The organism is Acinetobacter sp. SH20PTE14 (assembly GCF_021391555.1).
In the GTDB taxonomy this organism is placed as follows: Bacteria; Pseudomonadota; Gammaproteobacteria; order Pseudomonadales; family Moraxellaceae; genus Acinetobacter; species Acinetobacter amyesii.
Genome location: NZ_CP090067.1, coordinates 2,504,523 through 2,525,885 on the forward strand (window position 1 = coordinate 2,504,523; position 21,363 = coordinate 2,525,885).

Consider the following 21,363-nt stretch of genomic DNA (forward strand, 5'->3'; position numbering starts at 1 on the left):
AGTATAAGAATTTCAATTAAAATAAAATTAATCTATTGATTCATAAATTTTTAATTCAGCATTTAAAATGAAAAATAGGTTATTAAACCTATAAATATTTTTCATAAATTTTGAGCTACTAGGCTATTCATTCTCTATACATTACAATTACCAAAATTAAACCATTCTCGGGAAGAGTAACTTGACTACCAATTCCTCCGAACTCAAGCGTGGCTTAAAGAATCGTCATATTCAATTGATTGCCATGGGTGGTGCAATTGGTACAGGCTTATTCTTGGGCTCAGCGCATGTGATTCAATCTGCTGGACCATCCATTATTCTCGGCTACGCCATTGGCGGTCTGATCGCCTTTCTAATTATGCGTCAGTTGGGTGAAATGATCGTCCATGAACCTGTAGCAGGTTCATTTAGCCATTTTGCATATAAATATTGGGGGAAATTTCCAGGTTTCTTAACAGGTTGGAACTACTGGATTCTCTATATTTTAGTGGCAATGACAGAACTCACCGCTGTTGCGAAATACATCAACTACTGGTGGCCTCATATTCCAGCGTGGGCATCTGTACTATTCTTCTTCGTGATCATTACTTTAGTAAACTTAGGTAATGTGAAGTTTTATGGTGAATCTGAGTTTTGGCTGTCGATTATTAAAGTCACTGCGGTTATTTCGATGATCGTATTTGGTTTGTATTTGCTACTGACGGCAGATGCTAACTCAACAGCATCATTTACCAACTTATGGAGTCAGGGCGGCTTCTTCCCAAATGGTTTTGAAGGCTTATTCTTCATGCTGGCATTCTTGATGTTCGCCTTCGGTGGTATTGAACTGATTGGTATGGCGGCAGCGGAAGCTGAAAATCCCAAAGAAACTATTCCAAAAGCAATTAACCAAGTTGTATTTCGTATTTTGATTTTCTACGTGGGTTCTTTGACTATTCTATTGTCACTTGTGCCATGGAATCAGCTTGAACTAGGTGGTCTAGACAAAAGTCCATTTGTGATGATCTTTAGCCAACTAGGAATTGATTGGGCTGCACATTTACTGAACTTCATTATCTTAACTGCAGCACTGTCTGTTTATAACAGTGGTATGTATGCCAATAGCCGTATGCTTTACAGCTTGGCGAAGCAAGGTAATGCACCAAAAGTTTTCGCAAAAACCAACAAAAGTGGCGTGCCAATTCCAGCAGTATTACTTTCTGCAGTACTGATTTTCGGTTGTGTACTCTTAAACTACTTCGTACCCGAAGATGCACTTGGTCACTTAATGTATGTTGTTGTTGGTGCGCTTGTCCTGAACTGGGCGATGATTACCATGACTCACTTACAGTTCCGTCGTGCAAAACGTATTTTGAATTTTAAAACCTCATATCCTGCACTTTGGGCACCAGTCAGCAACTACATCGTTCTGATCTTTATTGCTTTAGTTCTATTTATTATGTGGACTCAGGGCTTTATGGAATCTGTTCTGATGATCCCTGTTTGGATTACAGTCATGTTATTAATGTTTAACTATCTTAATCCTAAAGATTTGAGCGACATTGACCCCAATGAAGTTCATAAAGACTAAGTAATTTAAAAAGTTATTGTTTCGGCAATAACTTTTTTTTTAGCTAAAATAGGAGTACATTAGCCTCCGTCTTGCGCTCTTAGCTTAACTGGATAGAGCAGTTGCCTCCTAAGCGACCGACGTGGGTTCAAGTCCCGCAGAGCGCACAATTTTTTGGACACCTCACCTCTCTGATTTTTTCAACTCACATTTATCAATAAAACTAAATTCAGAATTCTTAAATCTAAATTACAAATTCAAAATTCATCTCTGAATTTTTTAACTTAATCTTTGTTTTTACTGATATTACTCTTGAGAGTTTGTTTTTTAAGAAGAATTGAATAGCACTTTTAAATTCCCTAATCATCTATTTGTCAATGCAAAAAACGACACATGGCGTGGTCTATAAGGCCAAAAAAATCAATTTATGACTGCCCATATCAAAATATTTTCAATTATTTTTAGGTTTAGAAAATAATGCAGTAACTAAAAATATTAAATAATAATCAAAATGTTATATGTATTAATTAGTATATTTACTCTAAATAGTTCGTTTTTCAATCATATTTTTTAATCTAGAGCATTTACTCTTATTTTAATTGTGCTATTTTTGTCACATGGAGTAACAATTAAGCCCAAGAGTATTAAAAAGTTTTCCATAACGAATATATGCAGTAACCATAAAAATCAAATTCGTATCTCAAGGAATGACGAAGAATGAAATTAAAAACTTTAGCTACAGCCATGATTCTTGCTTCAGTTCCAATGACAGGTGCTTTTGCAGCAGCAATGGACCGTTCAGGCCAATCTATGTCTGCATTCTTACAACCAGGAAATTATTTTGAAGCAGGTATTTCAGTTCTAGACCCGACAGTATCTGGTAAAGAAGCTGGTGAAACAGCTACACGTCGTAATATTGAAGACATGGCTGATGATTATTACTTCCCTTCAGCCGCATTAAAACTACAATTAACTGATAAGTTTTCATTCGGTCTTCTATATGACCAACCATTTGGTGCCGCTGCTGAATATAAAGGTAACAATGCTTTTGTTTCACAAGCTTCTGACACGGTATTACCTCAACCACTATTAGACAGCATGGTTCGAAATGAAGTTACTCAAACTTTAAATCAACTTACAAGTACACAAATTGTAGGTTTAGCAGCGCAAGGCTTGCTTGCACAACAAGGTATGTCTCCAACTAACCCAGCTTATAATGCTACTTTACAAGCAACAGTGACAGGTATTATCACTCAAGCAGGTGGTAATGTTGATACAGCTGCTGCTGCAGTACGTCCACAAGTTGAAGCTGGGGCATTTATTCAAGGTCAACAGCAATTACAACAACGTTTAGATAATGCAGGTGTTGCTCTAGGCCAAGGAAATACAAAAGTTTCTGTAGACACTCAGAACTTAGCTTTTGTTTTTGGCTTCCAACCTACGCCAAATTGGAACATCTATGCTGGTCCTGTTTATCAAACAGTTAAAGGTAGCGTAAGCCTACGTGGTCAAGGCTATAGCATTTTTAATGGCTATGACTCAAACATTAAAGAAACTGGTGATCTTGGTTGGTTGGCAGGTGTTGCTTACCAAATTCCAGAAATTGCACTTAAAGCTTCTTTAACATATCGTTCTGAAATTGACCATGAAACGACAATTCGCGAAACAATTCCAACTGCTGGCGCGTTAACGCTACTTGGTCAAAACCCTGCAGATGTAGTTGGAGCTAAGGGCACTTCGACGATTACTACACCTCAGTCTGTAAACCTTGATTTCCAATCTGGTATCATGGCTGACACCGTTGCATTTGCAAACGTGCGTTGGGTTGAATGGTCAAATTTCGCAATTCGTCCATACCAATTTGGTTTAATGTCTGAAGCAGTTGGACAATTACCAGCAGTTAACCGTCCGAACGGCTTTAACTTAGTTGAATATTCTGAAGACCAAATTTCTGCAACAGTTGGTGTTGGTCGCAAACTTAGTGAACAATGGGCTGGTAACGTATCCGTAGGTTGGGACTCAGGCGCTGGTAACCCTGTATCAACACTTGGCCCTACTGAAGGTTACTGGAATGTCGGCTTAGGTTTACAATTTAGTCCAGCACCGAATTACTTCATTGCTGGTGGCGTGAAATACTTCATGCTCGGTGATGCAAAATCTCAAACAGCTGCTCAATTTGGTGAAGATAGCCGTATTGTTGGTGAATTTGAGGATAACGATGCTTGGGCATACGGTTTAAAAATCGGTTACCGCTTCTAATTCTCGGTATTAGTAGATTGGAAATATATCCAATCTACTATTGTAAAAATAATTTAATTCAAATGTTCATAGATTGAGCATTTGAATTTTTTAAGTTCAAAGATAAACATTAAGTTAAATACTCTATTTTTTTATTTATAAATCATAAACATAAATAACACCTTCTAGAATAATTACTCTAGCATTGCTTATTTTTTAACTTATACAGTTCATTTTTAGAGTAGCAACTCTTATTTACTGTTTTTCTATTTATGTTACTTTCCACACATTGAAATAACATCAAAAGTTACAAACAGGGATAATGTATGCAACTCAACAGTCTTACAAAAGCCATCATCATCAGTTTAATGCCTGCAACTACAGCGATTGCTGGTGGTTTAGACCGTTCAGGCCAATCAATTTCTGCATTCTTACAACCTGGTAACTATGCAGAAGCTGGTATTTCAATTCTAGATCCAAATGTATCAGGACAAGACACTGATAAAAACAGTGCTTCAGATATGGCGGGTGATTATTATTTTCCTCATGCAGCACTTAAAATCCAAGCCACAGATAAAATTTCAGTAGGTTTAATCTACGACCAACCCTTTGGTGCAGATGCAGAATATTCTGGCCAAAATAACTTTGTTGAAAACCGTCCATTGCCTTTTCAAGGAAATACATCTGTTGTTGTAGATACACAAAATCTAAGTTTATTGGTGGGCTATCAACCCAATGAGAACTGGAACGTATATGCAGGTGCTGTATATCAAACAGTAGATGGCACAGTACTTCTACGTGGTAAAACATATTCTGCTTTTAATGGATATGATTTTAGAACAGGTGAAGATGAATCCGTTGGTTGGTTAGCGGGTGTTGCATATCAAATTCCAGAAATTGCGCTTAAAGCCTCTGTAACTTATCGCTCTGAAATTGATCATGAAATGAATGCCTATGAGCGTTTTAATGCTGCAGGAATGACTGGAAATGACGCTTTAAATGGTGCAATGACTGTTATAAACTCTGCAAAAGGTGAAACTGAGCTAACGACTCCACAGTCTGTAAATATTGATTTCCAAACAGGTATTATGGAAAACACTGTTGCATTTGCAAATGTACGTTGGGTAGATTGGTCAAAATTTAAAGTACAACCTTACAAGTTTGGAAAACTTAGTGAAACACTCGGTCAATCTGGTATGGTTCCAACTAAGCCAAATGGTTTTAACTTAATTGATTATAAAGATGATCAAATTTCTGCAAACATTGGTGTTGGTCGTAAATTTACAGATCGTTGGGCTGCAAATGTATCTATCGGTTGGGACTCTGGAGCAGGCAACCCTGTGACAACATTAGGTCCAACTGAAGGTTATTGGAATATTGGTACAGGTGTACGCTTCTCTCCTGCTACAAATTACTTCATCGGTGCTGGTATAAAATATTTCTGGTTGGGTGATGCAGATGCTGTAACGGGCGCACACACCCCTGCAGGCACATTCACAGATAACCACGCAATTGCTTATGGTTTAAATGTCGGGTACAACTTCTAATACAAGTTATATTTTGTAATGTAAAAAGCCCCATTTTGGGGCTTTTTTACATTCAACATGTGATGTATTTCACAATTTATTATATTTATTAAGCAATAAATAGAGTGTTTTTTAGCCAAATAAATTATAAAAACTTTAATACTTAATTTAAAAGTATTTATTTGTATAACAGTAACTTAAATAAATGTTTTAAAGTTTTAACTCTAAAATAAATAAAAACAATGACTTTTTTATACTATTAGTTCAATTTTAGAGTCTTTACTCTTTTTTCATTTATGATATTTTTCGCACATGGATATGATTAAAAATAATTTACATATCTCATATTTTTATTAACGCATTGACGCGTTTTTTATACTAGGAAAGTAGAAAAATGAACTTAAAAGCATTAACAAGTGCCATTTTATTTGCCAGCGTACCAATGACAGGGGCTTTTGCAGCAGCAATGGATCGCTCTGGCAGTCAATTTCTGCATTTTTACAACCGGGTAATTATTTTGAAGCAGGGATTTCAGTTTTAGATCCAAACGTCTCAGGTGTAGATATTAAAGGCCAAGCTACAGGTGATATGGCTGAGGACTATTATTTCCCAGCTGCTGCATTAAAAATTCAACTGAATGAGCATTTCTCATTTGGTTTAATTTATGATCAGCCTTTTGGTGCAGAGGCTAAATATAATTCAAATAGCGTCTTTTCAGCAAAATCTACTGATTCTGTCCTAGGTGCACTAGACCACAAAACAGTCGCTCAATTTAACAGTAAGGCCACTGAAGTTACTGGTCAAACTGAAGTGGATGTAAAAACACAAAACCTTTCTCTTTTATTTGGTTTTCAACCTAATGAGAATTGGAATTTTTACGCAGGACCGGTATACCAAACTGTTGAAGGTAAAGTAAGTCTGCGTGGTGAAGCTTACAGCATGATGTCTGGATATGATGCAAATATCAAAGAAGAAGGTGATCTTGGATGGCTAGCGGGTTTTGCATATCAAATTCCTGAAATTGCCTTAAAGGCATCCCTAACATATCGATCTGAAATCGAACATGAAGTAAATGCAACTGAGTCATTCCAATCAATTGATAACTTCACTGGCTTAAGTGCACCAATCTTAAACATTATGCTTGGTCCATTGGGTGCCAAATTACCGAAAGAGCAACGTGATGCTGTAATTGCAGTAAGAAATGCATTAGTTGCATCTAATTCACTTCCAGAAGGTAAAACAAAAGTTACCACGCCACAATCGGTAAATTTAGATTTGCAATCTGGCATCATGGAAAACACTGTTGCCTTCGCAAATGTACGTTGGGTAGATTGGTCTAAATTTGCAATTAAACCTCATGAGTTTGGTATTAAAGCAGATATTTTAGGTTCTTTAGTTGCTGGTTCTAACGGTATCGTTGGCTACACAGATGGTTTTAACTTAGTCGACTATTCTAAGGATCAATGGTCTGTAAATGCAGGCGTTGGCCGTAAATTTAATGATCAATGGGCTGGTACAGTCATGGTCGGTTGGGACTCTGGTGCAGGTAACCCAGTGTCAACTTTAGGCCCAACCGAAGGTTACTGGAGCGCTGGCTTAGGTGGACAATTTAGTCCAACACCTCAATCTTTTATTCAAGCTGGTGTTAAATACTTCTGGTTGGGTGATGCGACTGCACAATCTGGTTCACACTCTGTCCCTGGTAATGAAACAGCTGCAAATGTTGCTAACTTTAAAGACAACGATGCAATCGGTTACAGCTTAAAAATCGGTTACCGTTTCTAAGTTGCTTTAAAAACTTTGGATTAAACAAGAAAGGGCGCTATAAGCGCCCTTTTCTATAACTTACTATTCAGAATTAAGCTGGAATATCCCGAATAGAAGCATTACGAATCGCTTCTTTTAGTGCTGCATAGCCATGAATTGGTGGAAACTGTGGAAATTCAGCAATCACATTGTCAGGCGCATCAAATAAGAAACCCGCATCTGCTTCACCAAGCATCGTCGTATCGTTATAAGAATCACCTGCTGCAATTACACGGAAGTTTAACCCATGTAATGCTTGAACGGCTTTACGCTTTTGATCAGGTTGACGAAGCTTATAAGCTGAGATCATACCATTTTCATCAGTTTCTAATTTGTGACAGAAAATCGTTGGCCAACCAAGTTGCTGCATTAATGGATGTGCAAACTCATAGAAAGTATCTGAAAGAATAATTAATTGAAAATGAGTACGTACCCACTCTACAAACTCTTTTGCACCTTCAAATGGCCCCATATCTGCAATTACGTCTTGAATATCGTTTAAACCCAAACCGTGTTGTTTTAGGATATTTAAACGTTGAGTCATCAACACATCGTAATCTGGAATGTCACGAGTCGTTGCTTCAAGTTCTTTAATGCCTGTTTTTTTCGCAAAATTAATCCAAATTTCAGGTACTAAAACCCCTTCTAGATCTAAACAAACGACTTCCATGCACTCTACCCTCTGTTAAGTGAAAAAATTTTTTCAATATCATAGCGGAAGAATAAAAAAATGCATTGTTCTTTTTTAAATCTATTTTTTTCATAAGTATCTATTTTTTAGTGATAAGTGTGTTTTAGCATTTCAATTAAAATAGTTCTGAAATAAATTAATATAGGTTTTAACGTTCCAAGCCTATAGCCAGGACATTCATGACTACCATCCCTACTATTGACCTTGTCGATGCACTTGCATCCGAATATGCAGATAAATCACCTTCTGAGATTATGAAACTTGCGCTAAGCCAGCAAGGTGAAGTTGCGATTTCCTTTTCTGGTGCAGAAGATGTTGTACTGATAGATCTTGCATCAAACTTAGGGATTCCATTTCGTGTATTTAGTTTAGATACCGGTCGCTTACACCCTGAAACTTACCAATTTTTAGATACTGTCCGTAAACATTATAAAATTGATATCGAAATCTGTTTCCCAGAAAGTGATGCGGTACAAAAACTAGTAACAGAAAAGGGCTTTTTTAGCTTCTATCAAGATGAACATAAAGAATGCTGTGGTATCCGCAAAGTACAACCTTTGCGTAAAAAACTAGCCACTTTAGATGGCTGGATCACTGGTCAACGTAAGGACCAAAGCCCAGGCACACGTAATGAAATTCCAGTAGTACAAGCTGACCCAGGTTTTTCAGGTCCGGGCAAGCAATTAATTAAATACAATCCTTTGGCAAACTGGTCTAGCGCTGATGTATGGAACTATATCCGTCTAATGGAAATTCCATATAATCCACTACATGAACGTGGCTTTATTTCGATAGGCTGTGAACCATGTACTCGACCTGTTTTACCGAATCAACACGAACGTGAAGGTCGCTGGTGGTGGGAAGATGCAACCCATAAAGAATGCGGCTTACACGCAGGCAACATGAAAAAATAAAGAGCACAAAACCACTGCACAGCAGTGGTTTTTTCAACGCATCGATACACATAATTCCGTATCATTTCAACGTAAAAACGCTATACTGCAAATGACAATTTAATAATTCTAACAATGCTACTCATACATGAGCAGCTGTAGAAATTGCAGTGAGGCAATCAACGCTATGCGTCCATTACATCCTATTGATTTCATATTCTTAAATTTAGAGAAACGGCAACAACCAATGCACGTAGGTGGTCTATTTTTATTTCAGATCCCTGACAATGCACCTGATACTTTTATTCAAGATTTAGTCGCAGATATTCGTAATTCAAAATCCATTCCTATTCCTCCTTTTAACAATAAACTCAATGGCTTCTTTTGGGATGAAGACGAAGAGTTTGATTTAGATCATCACTTCCGCCATATCGCACTGCCGCATCCCGGTCGTATTCGTGAACTTTTGACTTATATTTCACAGGAACACAGTGCGCTGATTGACCGTGCAAAACCGCTTTGGACTTGCCATATTATTGAAGGCATTGAAGGCAATCGTTTTGCCATGTACTTCAAAATCCACCACGCGATGGTCGATGGCATTGCAGGTATGCGTTTAGTTGAAAAATCACTTTCGCATGACCCAGATGCTAAAAGTATTGTACCGCCATGGTGTGTGGAAGGCCCTCGTGCAAAACGCCTCAAACAGCCTAAAGTCAGTCGTATGAAAAGTTTGTTATCAACCATTAAGGGACAACTTGACTCAACTCCACGAGTTTTGTATGAACTATCACAAACTGTAATGAAAGATATGGGGCGTAACCCAGATTATGTATCCAGCTTCCAAGCGCCGAGTTCAATATTAAACCAACGGGTCAGTTCTTCACGTCGTTTCGCTGCTCAGTCTTTTGAATTTTCACGTTTGTCACATATTGCCAAGTCACTTGGTGTAACAATTAACGATATTGTGCTCGCAATTTGTTCAGGTGCATTACGTGAGTATTTAATTACACAAAATGCTTTACCTAAAAAGCCATTGATTGCCATGGTGCCTGCATCGGTTCGTACAGACGATTCAGATATGTCAAACCGTATTACCATGATTTTGGCAAACCTTGGTACCCATAAAGAAGATCCGCTAGAACGGTTGAAGATTGTGCGTCGTAGTGTGCTCAATGCCAAAGAACGCTTTAAGCGCATGAACTCGAATCAAATTTTAAACTACAGTGCTTTTGTTTACAGTGCAGCAGGTTTAAATATTGCATCAGGCTTTATGCCAAAACGTCAGGCCTTTAACTTGGTCATTTCGAATGTTCCCGGCCCACAAGAGCCGTTATATTGGAATGGTGCACGTTTAGAAGCGCTCTACCCTGCGTCCATTGTTTTGGATGGTCAAGCGCTTAATATCACCATGACTAGCTATTTAGATAAGCTTGAAGTTGGTTTGACCGCATGTCGTAATGCACTTCCAAAAATGCAAAATTTACTAACGCATTTGGAAGAAGAAATTCAACGATTTGAAGCTATTGTGAATCAAGATTCCCCAAAGTTACAGGCGGTTAGCTAACCGCCTGCTTCACAACTTAGTATCAGTTCATCAGCAGATTGAACCATCAAAAATTAAAAACCCGTCTAAATTAAACAATCTAGACGGGTTTTTTAGTATTTGAACTTTGATTAATTTTTTGGAGTAATTTATGTGTATAAGCTAAAATTTAGGTGAACAAATCCGTTGTTATTGTTTAATTACGACTTGTAGATACACACTGATAATTAAATTTATTTTCCATTCTTTATAAAATTTTAGCGCATTAAAAAATTTAGAATCGTGCGTTAGCACTTTAACCCTCTGGATTACATTATTTATATTTCAATATTTAAGCTTTAATTGCTCGGCACTGTTTAAGTAACTGATGACAAGCAGAGCGAATCATAGACGCTGTGATTTGAACTTCATTACCACGCTCATCCACGATATAACCTGAATGGATCGCTTTTGCTTCAACAACAGTTTTAAGACCACTTTTCATTACTGTTTTACTAACACCCATAGTACACCTCTTTTTGCTAAGCCATTTTCAAGTCCAATGCAGGAAAATGGCTTTGGCTATTTGATGTGTCTAGTATTCAAAATAACAGTTCAAAAGTAAAATCTCAGTTGTAACAAGTGTTTAACGATATTCTGTTACAATTTCAGCTCAGAATGATATCGTATTGCTCTTGCGTATATAAATTTTCCACTTGGAACTTGATCACACGGCTAATAAAGTGCTCTAAATCAGCTACCGCAGGTGCTTCAGCAGTTAACAATCGGTCAATCACCGACGGATGTGCCACCACGGTAAAACCACTTTGTGACTCATAAGCACGTGCATATCTCAAGATTTCACGGAAAATTTCATAGCAAACTGTTTCAGCCGTTTTCACATAACCACGCCCCTGACAGGTCGGGCAAGAATCACAAAGGAGATGCTCTAAAGATTCACGGGTGCGTTTCCGAGTCATTTCCACCAAACCCAGCTCAGACACTTGAGTGATCTTGGTTTTAGCATGATCGCGCTCAAGCATTTTCTCAAACTGGCTCATCACTTCTTCACGATGATGTGCTTCTTGCATATCAATGAAGTCAATAATGATAATCCCGCCCAAGTTACGTAGTCGGAGCTGACGTGCAATGACCTGTGTGGCTTCCATATTGGTTTTAAACACAGTGTCTTCAAGCGAACGACCACCAACGTAGGAGCCAGTATTGACATCAATCGTGGTCATCGCTTCAGTTTGATCGATCATCAGGTAGCCGCCAGACTTAAGTGCTACACGTGTCTGTAAGGCTTTCTGAATATCCTCTTCGACATTGTACAAGTCAAAAATTGGACGCTCACCTGGATAATGCAGTAAGCGATTTTGCATACTCGGTACAAATTCTTGGACAAACTCTTGCAATTTGCCATGTACTTCGCGTGAGTCGACCTGAATTTTAGACGTTTCTTCGTTGGCCAAATCACGGATGACGCGTTGAGGTAAAGGTAGCTCTTCAAAAATCAAAGAAGGTACGACAATACTGCGTTGTTTACGTTGAATGTATTCCCACAGTTTTGCTAAATAGGCCATGTCCTGCGCAATTTCACATTCAGGAATACCTTCGGCAGCAGTACGAACGATGACTGAACCCGGTAAGTTGTGTTCCTTTTGAATGCGTTCAATCATGCTACGCAAGCGATCTCGTTCTTCTTCAGACTCAATGCGCTGAGAAACACCGGTATGACTGCCATATGGCATTAAAACAAGGTAACGAGAAGGAATAGAAAGATCAGTTGATAGTCGTGCACCTTTGGTACCCAACATATCTTTCATGACTTGTACGGTGAGTACTTGCCCTGGTTGTAACAGCTCAAAAACATTCGGGGTTGGTTGATTGCGCTGCCAGACCATATCATTGATATGTAAAAAAGCCGTTCTCGACAATCCAATATCAATAAAAGCAGCCTGCATACCCGGAAGCACGCGAACAACTTTCCCTTTATAAATATTGCCCACTAACCCACGCTTCACGGTGCGCTCAACAAATAATTCATTGACCGTACCGTTTTGAATCAACGCCACCCGACATTCCATCGGTGTGACGTTAATCAACAACTCGTCAGACATATCAAAACTCAAAACATTATAAAAATTCTTGTGTTGCAGCAGTTAATTTAATGCCTTAACTGTCTGTAATAACTGTACGGTTTCATGCAAAGGCAGCCCAACGACATTGCTGTAGCTCCCTTCAATACAAGGAATATAGCGCGCAGCAATTCCTTGAATAGCATAGGCTCCCGCCTTGCCGATTGGTTCACCTGTTGCCCAATAGCTTTCCATGTCAGCTAAACTCAGCGTTTGAAATTCAACCTGTGTACGCACTACTATACTGTATATTTGATCTTTTGTACTGACACAAACACCTGAAAACACATCATGTTTTCGTCCAGAGATCATTTCCCACATAGAAAAAGCATGTGCTTTCGATGCTGGTTTTCCTAAAATGTGCTCATCAACGCCTAAACTGGTGTCGGCGGCAATAACGATAGCATTAGGGAATTGTTGTTGTACTGCGCAAGCTTTGGCACGAGCTAAACGCTCTACATAATCCGCTACAGGTTCTCCTTCCAACACGGACTCATCAATATCTGGACTGAAAATTTCAAATTCCAGACCTAATTGTTGCAAAAGTTCGCGTCGTCGAGGAGAACTCGAAGCTAAAATTATATGCGCCATTTTCTCAGGAAGTAATACATGATTGGCCAAATGAGTAAGCTAGTAACAATTGGCTGCCAATGGCGAGCAAATGAAAACTGTGCCCCACCCATCACTTGAACAATCCACACAAACAGTAAATGCGCGAAAATTGCCATTGCAGCAATAATCCATAAATTACCAAATGTGAGGATACGACGTTCACGGGTTAAAAAGCGTGTCACAAATGCAATGACCACAAAACTCAGTGCGTTCATGCCAAAAGGCGCATCAGTTAATAAGTCGGTAAATAGACCTGTGGCAAATGCAAACCAAACACCGCACCATGTCGGCTGACAGAGTACCCAAAATAGCATGATCATCATCATGAATAATGGGCGCCAACCCGATAGGTCATAAGAAAGCGGATACACCATCAGCACGGATGCCAAAATGATGGAAAAGATAATCGGAAATAATGGGTCGCGCTCTGTATGACGACTAAGCTTAGCGAGTGACATGCGGTTGCTCCATCGCTAAAGAATCGGAAAATAGCACAACCACATGATGACCACCTGCCAATTGGGCAGCAGGATTGATATCAATTTGGGCAAATTCACCGCTATTGTGACGACTGACTTTCGACACTGTACCCACCAAATAACCCGCTGGGAAATGTGCTCCTAGCCCTGAGCTATAGACTTTTTCACCGACTTTGATATTCGCACTGGTTGGCACGTATTCCATCTTAAGTCGACCTAAGTCACCTGTACCCGTAACGATTGCGCGCATACCTGTATGCTCCATACGCACGGATAAAGAGTGCTCTTTGTCTGAGAGCAACATGACACGGCTACTATGCGGGTAAACATTGATAATTTGCCCCATAATGCCCTTGTCATCGAGTACAGTTTGTCCCACTTTAAGCTGACTGCTGGCTCCACGGTTAATCACAATAATATGACGTAAGGGATCAGCATCAGTACCAATGACTTCGGCAATCTCCATACGACCATCAATGATGAGTGGTGTATCGAGTAGTCCACGTAGTCGAGTATTTTCAGCAGAAAGTTCAGAAAGTTTCTGTAAACGGACTTGAGCCTGAATTAACTCTGCTTGCATCGCGGTATTTTCACGACGTAATTGAGCTTCAGACTTGGTTTGTTGATTCAGCCATTCTCGCGATAACACTGGATAGCTTGCAAGGGCATAAATTGGATTATATGCCGCATACAAGACGTCTCTGGCCGGTTGAATTACATGTGGCATGCGCCAATCAAAGAAAAGCACCACCAAGCATGTAATCACCGCAATGATAAATGAGCGAAAAGATGGCGGTTGTCTTGAAAACAGTTGCGTTTGCACCCGCCGAGTCCTTTTCTTAGCCTACAAATAACATATCATGATTTGGGTTATCGAAGAATTCGAGAACCTTACCGCCACCACGTGTAACACATGATAGTGGATCTTCTGCAACCACGACAGGAAGACCTGTTTCTTTTGCAAGAAGCTTATCAAGATTGCGAAGTAATGCACCACCACCAGTCAACACAATACCGCGTTCTGCGATGTCTGAAGACAACTCAGGTGGAGTTTGCTCTAGTGCAGATTTAACCGCAGCCACAATGTTTTGCAGTGGATCAGAAATCGCTTGAGTCACTTCATCAGAAGTTACGGTAATCGCACGAGGTACACCTTCAGCCAAGTTACGACCACGGACTTCGATTTCCAAAGGTTTTGCACCTTCTTCTGGAAGCGCCATACCAACTTCTTTTTTGATGTTTTCTGCAGTGGTTTCACCAATCACACAACCATGTGCTTTACGCACGTAGTTAATGATTTGTTCATCAAATACATCACCACCGATACGTAGTGAGTCTGCATAGACACAACCTTGAAGTGAAATGATCGCGATTTCAGTTGTACCACCACCAACATCGACAACCATCGAACCACAAGCTTGCTCAACAGGCATACCTGCACCAATTGCAGCAGCCATTGGCTCTTCAATTAAGCGAACTTCACGTGCACCTGCATTGTATACAGCTTCACGGATTGCACGGCGTTCCACCAACGTCGATTTACATGGCACACACACCACGACACGTGGTGCAGGTTGGAATAAACGCTTTTCATACCCTTTGGTAATAAAACGATTCAACATGGTTTCAGTGACTTCAAAGTCTGCAATCACCCCATCTTTCATCGGACGGATGGCAGAAATATTGGCTGGTGTACGGCCCAACATTTGTTTTGCATCAAGACCGACCGCAGCAACGATTTTTTCTGAGCCACTATGACGGATCGCCACAACCGTCGGCTCATTTAAAATGATGCCTCGTCCTGGCGCATAAATAAGTGTATTTGCAGTGCCTAAATCAATGGCAAGATCCGGCGAAAACAAGCCAATTAGTCGTTTTAGAATCACGGGGACGTTCTCAGTTAAACTTTTATATGGACGCAAGGTGGCAACTTTAACTAAATGTGATGATTTGAACAAGTCAATCGCTTATTATAAGCCACGATATTTTGAATTTTTTTAATACTGATTAGGTAATGTTATGTCTACATCGGATGCACAGCATTCTGCAGATCTAAATGCACAAACAGTTTCAGCGATTGCCCATCTGGCTCGATTGTCGCTAGATGAAGCGCAATCTGCCGACTATGCTCAAAGTTTAAATAAAATTTTAGGCATGATGGAAACCCTGAAAGGCATCGATACTGACGGTGTTGAACCACTAAAAAGTCCATTCGACAATCCACAGCCCTTACGTGAAGACGTGGTATCTGAGACCAATCATCGCGAAGCATATCAAGCAGTTGCTCCTGCCGTACAGGATGGCTTGTACCTTGTTCCGCGTGTGATTGAATAATTTTTATTCAGATCAACATTTTTTCAAATTAAACGTAAAGAAATATTTCTCATGACAGATTTACATCGCTTATCAATTCGTGAATTGTCTGAAGGTTTGGCTGGCGCTAAATTTTCTTCACGCGAATTGACTGAACACTATTTAAAACGCATTGAAAAAATCGATGCTCAAGTCAAGTCATACGTGACCGTGACAGCTGAACAAGCACTTGCGCAAGCAAATGCGGCTGATGCTGCAATTAAATCAGGCAATGCAAGTGCGTTGACTGGTGTACCAATTGCACATAAAGATATTTTCTGTACCCAAGGCATTAAAACCACGGCTGGTTCTAAAATGCTGGACAATTTTATCTCTCCTTACGACGCGACCGTTGTAGCGAAAGGTAAAGCTGCGGGCCTTGTCACTTTAGGTAAAGTGAACATGGATGAATTCGCCATGGGTTCAACCTCTGAAAATTCATTTTATGGCGCAACGGCTAACCCTTGGAACTTAAATCATGTTCCAGGTGGTTCTTCAGGCGGTTCTGCTGCTGCGGTAGCGGCTGATCTTGCGCCGTTCGCAACAGGTACAGATACAGGCGGTTCAATCCGTCAACCTGCATCTTTCTGTGGTTTGACTGGCCTTAAACCGACTTACGGTCGTGTTTCACGTTTCGGTATGATTGCGTATGCATCATCTTTAGACCAAGGCGGCCCGATGGCACGTTCGGCTGAAGACTGTGCTTACCTCATGAACGTGATGGCAGGTCATGATGCGAAAGATTCAACTTCGGTTGAAAAAGACGTCGATAACTATGTAGCGAACCTCAACAGCACTTCAGTAAAAGGCTTACGCATTGGTATTCCTAAACAGTACTTTAATGTTGCTGGTTTAGATGCAGACGTGAAAGCACGTGTTGAAGAATCGTTGAAAAAGCTTGAAGAAATGGGCGCAATCTTGGTTGAGATTGACCTGAACATGACTGAAAGCTACGTACCAACGTATTACTTGATCGCACCTGCTGAAGCATCGTCTAACTTATCTCGTTTCGACGGCGTACGTTATGGCTACCGTGCAGAAAACCCTGTGGATTTGATGGACTTGTACAAACGTTCACGTTCTGAAGGTTTTGGTAAAGAAGTTCAGCAACGTATTTTGATTGGTACTTACGCGCTTTCTGCCGGTTACTACGATGCTTATTATGTGAAAGCGCAAAAAGTACGTCGTTTAATTCAACAAGACTTCTTAAAAGCATTTGAATCTGTAGACGTGATTGCGGCTCCTGCTGCACCAACGACTGCATATAAGATTGGTGCAAACCTGTCTCCTGTAGAAATGTACTTAGGCGACATCTACACTATTGCAGTGAACTTGGCAGGTCTGCCTGCGATTAACGCGCCTGTTGGTTTTGACAAAGACAACTTGCCTGTTGGCTTACAGTTGATTGGTAACTACTGGTCAGAATCTCAATTGTTGTCTGTGGTGCATCAGTACCAACAAGCAACCGATTGGCATACACAACGCGCTGCAATTGCTGAGGAGAATGCATAATGGCTAAAAACGCTGCGAAACCAAAATCTAACCTGATTGATGGTTGGGAAGTGGTGATTGGTATCGAGATTCACACTCAGCTTGCAACCAATACCAAAATTTTCTCAGGTTCTTCTACCACATTTGGTCAAGACCCAAATACACAAGCGAGCCTAGTTGACCTTGCAATGCCGGGCGTATTGCCTGTACTCAACAAAGAAGTGGTTGATCTTGCAATTCGCTTTGGTTTGGGTATCGATGCTTACATCGACCAAGCTTCTGTATTTGCACGTAAAAACTATTTCTACCCTGACTCTCCAAAAGGCTACCAAATCAGCCAAATGGACAACCCGATTGTGGGCTTGGGTCATATCGACATTCAACTTGAAGATGGTACGGTTAAGCGCATTGGCGTAACCCGTGCTCACCTTGAGGAAGATGCAGGTAAATCGATCCATGACCAATTTGAAGGTCAATCTGGTATCGATTTAAACCGTGCAGGCACACCTTTACTTGAGATTGTCTCTGAACCTGATATGCGTTCGGTTGAAGAAGCAGTTGCCTACATTAAAGCGATTCACACTTTAGTGCGTTGGTTAGGCATTTCTGACGGTAACATGGCAGAAGGTTCGTTCCGTGCGGACTGTAACGTGTCACTACGTCGTCCGGGTCAACCATTTGGTACGCGCTGCGAGTTGAAAAACCTCAACTCTTTCCGCTTCATTGAACAAGCGATCAATGTAGAAATTGAACGTCAAATGGAAATCCTAGAATGGGATGGCACCATCGACCAAGAAACGCGTTTGTTCGACCCTGTGAAGATGGAAACGCGTTCAATGCGTTCAAAAGAAGAAGCGAACGATTACCGCTACTTCCCAGACCCTGACTTGTTACCTGTAATTATTGCAGATGCGCAAATTGAAGCGGCACGTGCTGCCCTTCCTGAGCTTCCTGCTGCACGCCGTGCGCGCTTTGTGGCTGACTTTGGTGTAACTGAGTACGATGCTCACGTGCTTACACTAACTCGTGAAATGTCAGAGTTTTATGAAGACGTGGTGAAAGCTGCGGGCGGCGCTGCTCAAGGTAAAGTGGCCGCGAACTGGGTGATGGGCGAATTCTCAGGCGCTTTAAACAAAGCGAACCTAGAACTTCATGATTCTCCTGTATCTGCGGAAAAACTTGGCGGCATGATTGCACGTATTGTGGATAACACCATTAATGGCAAAATTGCGAAACAAGTGTTCGGCTTTATGTGGGAAGAAGGCAAAACTGCGGACGAGATTATTGCGGAAAAAGGCTTGAAACAGGAAACTGATACAGGCGCAATTGAAGCGATTATTAAGGAAGTTCTTGCTGCGAACGAGAAGATGGTTGAAGAGTATAAATCTGGTAAAGAGAAAGCCTTTAACGGTCTTGTGGGTCAAGTGATGAAGGCTGCGAAAGGTAAAGCTAACCCTGCTCAAGTGAATGAATTGATGAAGAAATTGATTGGTTAATGCTGATTGATTTTGGAATAAATTGTATTAGTTCAGACTTGATCGTACATTCTTCTTGAAAAAGAGAAAGTTACCCGTTTTGATAAAGGTGTCGAAATCTTAATCAAACAAAGGTAACTTTCTTATGTTGCATACTAACAATCAAATCATTAAACACAAAGTAGGTCTGCTCAATTTAGCTGAAGAGCTTCAGAATGTATCCAGAGCATGCAAAGTGATGGGTGTTTCAAGAGATACATTTTATCGCTATCAAGAGTTAGTGAAGTCTGGTGACATTGACGCACTGATCAATAAATCCCGTCGAGTACCAAATTTTAAAAACCGAGTAGATGATGCTACTGAACAGGCTGTTATTGATTTCGCGATTCAATATCCTGCATATGGTCAGCACCGTACTAGTAATGAATTACGCAAGAAGGGGGTATTCGTTTCAGGGAGTGGCGTTCGCTCTATTTGGCTTCGTCATGATTTAGAAAACTTTAAGAAGCGTTTAAAAGCACTTGAGGCTAAAGTGGCACAGGATGGTATTGAATTAAATGATCACCAGATTGCGGCACTTGAACGTAAGCATGAGGATGACGTTGCTTGTGGTGAAATCGAAACAGCTCATCCAGGCTATTTAGGCACGCAAGACACCTTTTATGTCGGGAATCTCAAAGGTGTTGGACGAATCTACCAACAAACATTCATCGACACTTATAGCAAGGTCGTTCATTGCAAGCTTTATACAACAAAAACACCGATTACAGCGGCTGATTTACTCAATGATCGTGTGTTGCCATTCTATCAATCTCAGGACTTACCAATGCTTCGCATCCTCACAGACAGAGGTACTGAGTATTGCGGTAAGGTAGAACAACATGACTATGAGTTATATCTAGCAGTCAATGATATTGATCACACGAAGACAAAAGCAGCTTCCCCGCAAACAAATGGTATATGTGAGCGTTTCCATAAGACGATTTTGCAGGAGTTCTATCAAATTACGTTTAGGAAGAAGCTTTATAGCTTATTGGAAGAATTACAAGTTGATCTAGACGATTGGCTGAAATTCTATAATACTGAACGGACTCATCAAGGAAAAATGTGCTGTGGTCGTACACCACTTGAAACTTTACTTGATGGAAAACGGATTTGGGCTGAGAAGAATTTAGCTCAAATTTAACCTGACAGGCACAATAAAAAATGGGTAACTGTCAGATCAGGTTTGAGCTAGTACAAATAAATAAACCCGCTTGAGAGCGGGTTTTCTTATTAATCGGTTAAAGATGGAATCAGTGATTCATTCCCATCTACAAAGCCATCTAAACCTGTAAAATCATATGTTGGATCATTTTCTAATATTTTTTTAATAATTAATTTATGATCTCTTTTTGCACGCCCTCTATCATAACATTGTGAATTTTGATTAGCCTTACTAGCTAAATTTTTTAATTGTTGAAAACTAAAGTTTTGGAAATAAGGACGTATTAACTTATCAAATCTGTCATCAGCTGAATCAAATGATCTTGCAAAAGAGTATCCTTCAATACAGTAGTCATAGAATTTATCTTTACAACTATACTCCTCAGCTTCATCTTCGATAATATTAAAGTTTGATAATGAATAATTATTTGAGCTTCTAATTAAAAAATCAATATAATCAATAATACGCTTGAACTTAATTAACTGAAACTGACTATCACTTGTCTCAATAATTGTAGTTATAGTTTGAATAGAGTTTTCACTAAAATATTCAAAACACCATCTATTGTTCAATAAGAAATGAAGTAGATTTTCTTTTAAATTATCTTCTAATTGAATATCAGAAATAAAATCTTTTTCTTTATTTAAAAACTCTATAAAAATCTGCTCTTTTCTATTAATGATACTATTTAAAATATCCAAATTAATATCTTTATTGAGTATTGTTTCTGGATTATTAACTCTAAAAAGAAACTTCCATAATGTCTTTAAGAACTTGAGCAATACCGCATTAGGCATTTTTGAAAGGAATTTATGAGAAAAATAACGATCTCTTTGATCATAACTAACTAAAGTATCTCTAATAGTATTCAAATCTTTAAGCACAACATCAATAATTTTAGATGAAAACAAAGCTTCTTTAGTTAGTACGCTTTCTAGAGCATTTCTTATCAAGCTGTAAACTGTCTCTTTTGTAGGAGAGTGCAATAAGTCTGTTGACGTAATTACTGGGTGAGCTGATACATGTCTCATTTTCTGTAAATGCTCTAAATTAGCAACTTCAAAAGTTTCAAAAAAATTTATTTCTTTATAAAACTTATCAATAATCTCAGACTCCCATTTAGATGACTTAGGGTCTTTAGTCTGCTCAGCTTGAATGTACTGAAGAATTTGTTCTGCTTTAGGATCACTATAAACACTATCTAACTCCTTCAGTTTATGGACAAGGTCTGTCACAACAACCGACCAAAGCATCACACTAGCAGATCTATAATTCCCCATTGCATAAGAAGAGTAAACTTCTTTAAACAATTCTTTTGTATATGGATTTTTAATATTTTCAACGGACTCATCTATAGAAAAATAGCTCATTTATTCCC

Annotated in this window: 17 protein-coding genes, 1 tRNA gene and 1 pseudogene; 11 read left to right on the forward strand and 8 right to left on the reverse strand. The window is 39.5% G+C overall.

Translation table 11 applies throughout. The annotated features are described in order from the left end of the window. Positions 1-181: 181 nt before the first annotated feature. The 5 genes and pseudogenes from LXF01_RS12315 to LXF01_RS12335 all read left to right on the forward strand — a co-directional run bounded on the left by LXF01_RS12315 (position 182) and on the right by LXF01_RS12335 (position 7,098). Positions 182-1,570: an amino acid permease gene (locus LXF01_RS12315; protein WP_111885597.1), complete on the forward strand. Its 1,389-nt coding sequence runs from the start codon at positions 182-184 to the stop codon at positions 1,568-1,570. 73 nt (positions 1,571-1,643) lie between these two features. Then, positions 1,644-1,716, forward strand: a tRNA-Arg gene (locus tag LXF01_RS12320). A 550-nt stretch (positions 1,717-2,266) separates the two neighbouring features. Continuing rightward, on the forward strand, positions 2,267-3,808 hold the full coding sequence (locus tag LXF01_RS12325) for an outer membrane protein transport protein (RefSeq protein ID WP_180077302.1): 1,542 nt from the start codon (positions 2,267-2,269) through the stop codon (positions 3,806-3,808). Positions 3,809-4,113: 305 nt separating this feature from the next. After that, a complete protein-coding gene (locus LXF01_RS12330) occupies positions 4,114-5,334 on the forward strand; it encodes an OmpP1/FadL family transporter (RefSeq protein ID WP_233944453.1) in 1,221 nt (406 codons plus the stop codon). A 373-nt stretch (positions 5,335-5,707) separates the two neighbouring features. Beyond that, a pseudogene (locus LXF01_RS12335) lies at positions 5,708-7,098 on the forward strand (OmpP1/FadL family transporter). 73 nt (positions 7,099-7,171) lie between these two features. Here the strand turns inward: LXF01_RS12335 and thrH are convergent. Further along, positions 7,172-7,789: a bifunctional phosphoserine phosphatase/homoserine phosphotransferase ThrH gene (gene thrH / locus LXF01_RS12340; protein WP_180085216.1), complete on the reverse strand. Its 618-nt coding sequence runs from the start codon at positions 7,787-7,789 to the stop codon at positions 7,172-7,174. Between the two features lie 200 nt (positions 7,790-7,989). Here thrH and LXF01_RS12345 point away from each other — a divergent pair, with 200 nt between their 5' ends. After that, positions 7,990-8,724, forward strand: coding sequence for a phosphoadenylyl-sulfate reductase (locus LXF01_RS12345; RefSeq protein WP_168379034.1), 735 nt, complete (start codon positions 7,990-7,992; stop codon positions 8,722-8,724). Positions 8,725-8,890: 166 nt separating this feature from the next. Beyond that, positions 8,891-10,270, forward strand: coding sequence for a WS/DGAT/MGAT family O-acyltransferase (locus LXF01_RS12350; RefSeq protein WP_180035511.1), 1,380 nt, complete (start codon positions 8,891-8,893; stop codon positions 10,268-10,270). Positions 10,271-10,580: 310 nt separating this feature from the next. Here LXF01_RS12350 and LXF01_RS12355 read toward each other — a convergent pair whose 3' ends face one another. From LXF01_RS12355 to LXF01_RS12380, 6 genes are all read right to left on the reverse strand, one after another. Then, on the reverse strand, positions 10,581-10,754 hold the full coding sequence (locus LXF01_RS12355; RefSeq protein ID WP_168379036.1) for a PA1571 family protein: 174 nt from the start codon (positions 10,752-10,754) through the stop codon (positions 10,581-10,583). 142 nt (positions 10,755-10,896) lie between these two features. Beyond that, on the reverse strand, positions 10,897-12,351 hold the full coding sequence (gene rng / locus LXF01_RS12360) for a ribonuclease G (protein WP_111885603.1): 1,455 nt from the start codon (positions 12,349-12,351) through the stop codon (positions 10,897-10,899). A gap of 42 nt (positions 12,352-12,393) precedes the next feature. Further along, positions 12,394-12,960, reverse strand: a complete 567-nt coding sequence (locus tag LXF01_RS12365; RefSeq protein WP_233945469.1) for a Maf-like protein — start codon at positions 12,958-12,960, stop codon at positions 12,394-12,396. Then, positions 12,948-13,439 carry a rod shape-determining protein MreD gene (gene mreD / locus LXF01_RS12370; RefSeq protein ID WP_168379038.1) on the reverse strand — a complete coding sequence of 164 codons (492 nt, stop codon included), beginning with the start codon at positions 13,437-13,439 and terminating at the stop codon, positions 12,948-12,950. The genes LXF01_RS12365 and mreD overlap by 13 nt, the downstream gene beginning before the upstream one ends. Then, on the reverse strand, positions 13,426-14,283 hold the full coding sequence (mreC, locus tag LXF01_RS12375; RefSeq protein WP_078189984.1) for a rod shape-determining protein MreC: 858 nt from the start codon (positions 14,281-14,283) through the stop codon (positions 13,426-13,428). Before mreC ends, mreD begins: the two co-directional genes overlap by 14 nt. Before the next feature lie 16 nt (positions 14,284-14,299). Continuing rightward, positions 14,300-15,346, reverse strand: a complete 1,047-nt coding sequence (locus LXF01_RS12380) for a rod shape-determining protein (RefSeq protein ID WP_180004320.1) — start codon at positions 15,344-15,346, stop codon at positions 14,300-14,302. A 133-nt stretch (positions 15,347-15,479) separates the two neighbouring features. Between LXF01_RS12380 and gatC the strand changes: the two genes are divergently transcribed. The 4 genes from gatC to LXF01_RS12400 all read left to right on the forward strand — a co-directional run bounded on the left by gatC (position 15,480) and on the right by LXF01_RS12400 (position 19,964). Beyond that, positions 15,480-15,794, forward strand: a complete 315-nt coding sequence (gene gatC, locus LXF01_RS12385) for an Asp-tRNA(Asn)/Glu-tRNA(Gln) amidotransferase subunit GatC (RefSeq protein ID WP_078189985.1) — start codon at positions 15,480-15,482, stop codon at positions 15,792-15,794. Between the two features lie 51 nt (positions 15,795-15,845). Further along, positions 15,846-17,324: an Asp-tRNA(Asn)/Glu-tRNA(Gln) amidotransferase subunit GatA gene (gene gatA, locus LXF01_RS12390; protein ID WP_233944454.1), complete on the forward strand. Its 1,479-nt coding sequence runs from the start codon at positions 15,846-15,848 to the stop codon at positions 17,322-17,324. Beyond that, on the forward strand, positions 17,324-18,799 hold the full coding sequence (gene gatB / locus LXF01_RS12395; RefSeq protein ID WP_233944455.1) for an Asp-tRNA(Asn)/Glu-tRNA(Gln) amidotransferase subunit GatB: 1,476 nt from the start codon (positions 17,324-17,326) through the stop codon (positions 18,797-18,799). The genes gatA and gatB overlap by 1 nt, the downstream gene beginning before the upstream one ends. A 124-nt stretch (positions 18,800-18,923) precedes the next feature. Continuing rightward, positions 18,924-19,964: an IS481 family transposase gene (locus LXF01_RS12400; RefSeq protein WP_233944456.1), complete on the forward strand. Its 1,041-nt coding sequence runs from the start codon at positions 18,924-18,926 to the stop codon at positions 19,962-19,964. A gap of 89 nt (positions 19,965-20,053) precedes the next feature. Here LXF01_RS12400 and LXF01_RS12405 read toward each other — a convergent pair whose 3' ends face one another. Continuing rightward, positions 20,054-21,355: a hypothetical protein gene (locus LXF01_RS12405; protein WP_233944457.1), complete on the reverse strand. Its 1,302-nt coding sequence runs from the start codon at positions 21,353-21,355 to the stop codon at positions 20,054-20,056. Between the last annotated feature and the right edge of the window lie 8 nt (positions 21,356-21,363).

What these genes read in the sequence shown, in the direction of transcription:
- LXF01_RS12325 (WP_180077302.1), top strand. Translation starts at nt 2,267, where the DNA reads ATGAAATTAAAAACTTTAGCTACAGCCATGATTCTTGCTTCAGTTCCA.
- LXF01_RS12330 (WP_233944453.1), top strand. Translation starts at nt 4,114, where the DNA reads ATGCAACTCAACAGTCTTACAAAAGCCATCATCATCAGTTTAATGCCT.
- thrH (WP_180085216.1), bottom strand. Translation starts at nt 7,789, where the DNA reads ATGGAAGTCGTTTGTTTAGATCTAGAAGGGGTTTTAGTACCTGAAATT.
- LXF01_RS12345 (WP_168379034.1), top strand. Translation starts at nt 7,990, where the DNA reads ATGACTACCATCCCTACTATTGACCTTGTCGATGCACTTGCATCCGAA.
- LXF01_RS12350 (WP_180035511.1), top strand. Translation starts at nt 8,891, where the DNA reads ATGCGTCCATTACATCCTATTGATTTCATATTCTTAAATTTAGAGAAA.
- LXF01_RS12355 (WP_168379036.1), bottom strand. Translation starts at nt 10,754, where the DNA reads ATGGGTGTTAGTAAAACAGTAATGAAAAGTGGTCTTAAAACTGTTGTT.
- rng (WP_111885603.1), bottom strand. Translation starts at nt 12,351, where the DNA reads ATGTCTGACGAGTTGTTGATTAACGTCACACCGATGGAATGTCGGGTG.
- LXF01_RS12365 (WP_233945469.1), bottom strand. Translation starts at nt 12,960, where the DNA reads ATGGCGCATATAATTTTAGCTTCGAGTTCTCCTCGACGACGCGAACTT.
- mreD (WP_168379038.1), bottom strand. Translation starts at nt 13,439, where the DNA reads ATGTCACTCGCTAAGCTTAGTCGTCATACAGAGCGCGACCCATTATTT.
- gatC (WP_078189985.1), top strand. Translation starts at nt 15,480, where the DNA reads ATGTCTACATCGGATGCACAGCATTCTGCAGATCTAAATGCACAAACA.
- gatA (WP_233944454.1), top strand. Translation starts at nt 15,846, where the DNA reads ATGACAGATTTACATCGCTTATCAATTCGTGAATTGTCTGAAGGTTTG.
- gatB (WP_233944455.1), top strand. Translation starts at nt 17,324, where the DNA reads ATGGCTAAAAACGCTGCGAAACCAAAATCTAACCTGATTGATGGTTGG.
- LXF01_RS12400 (WP_233944456.1), top strand. Translation starts at nt 18,924, where the DNA reads ATGTTGCATACTAACAATCAAATCATTAAACACAAAGTAGGTCTGCTC.
- LXF01_RS12405 (WP_233944457.1), bottom strand. Translation starts at nt 21,355, where the DNA reads ATGAGCTATTTTTCTATAGATGAGTCCGTTGAAAATATTAAAAATCCA.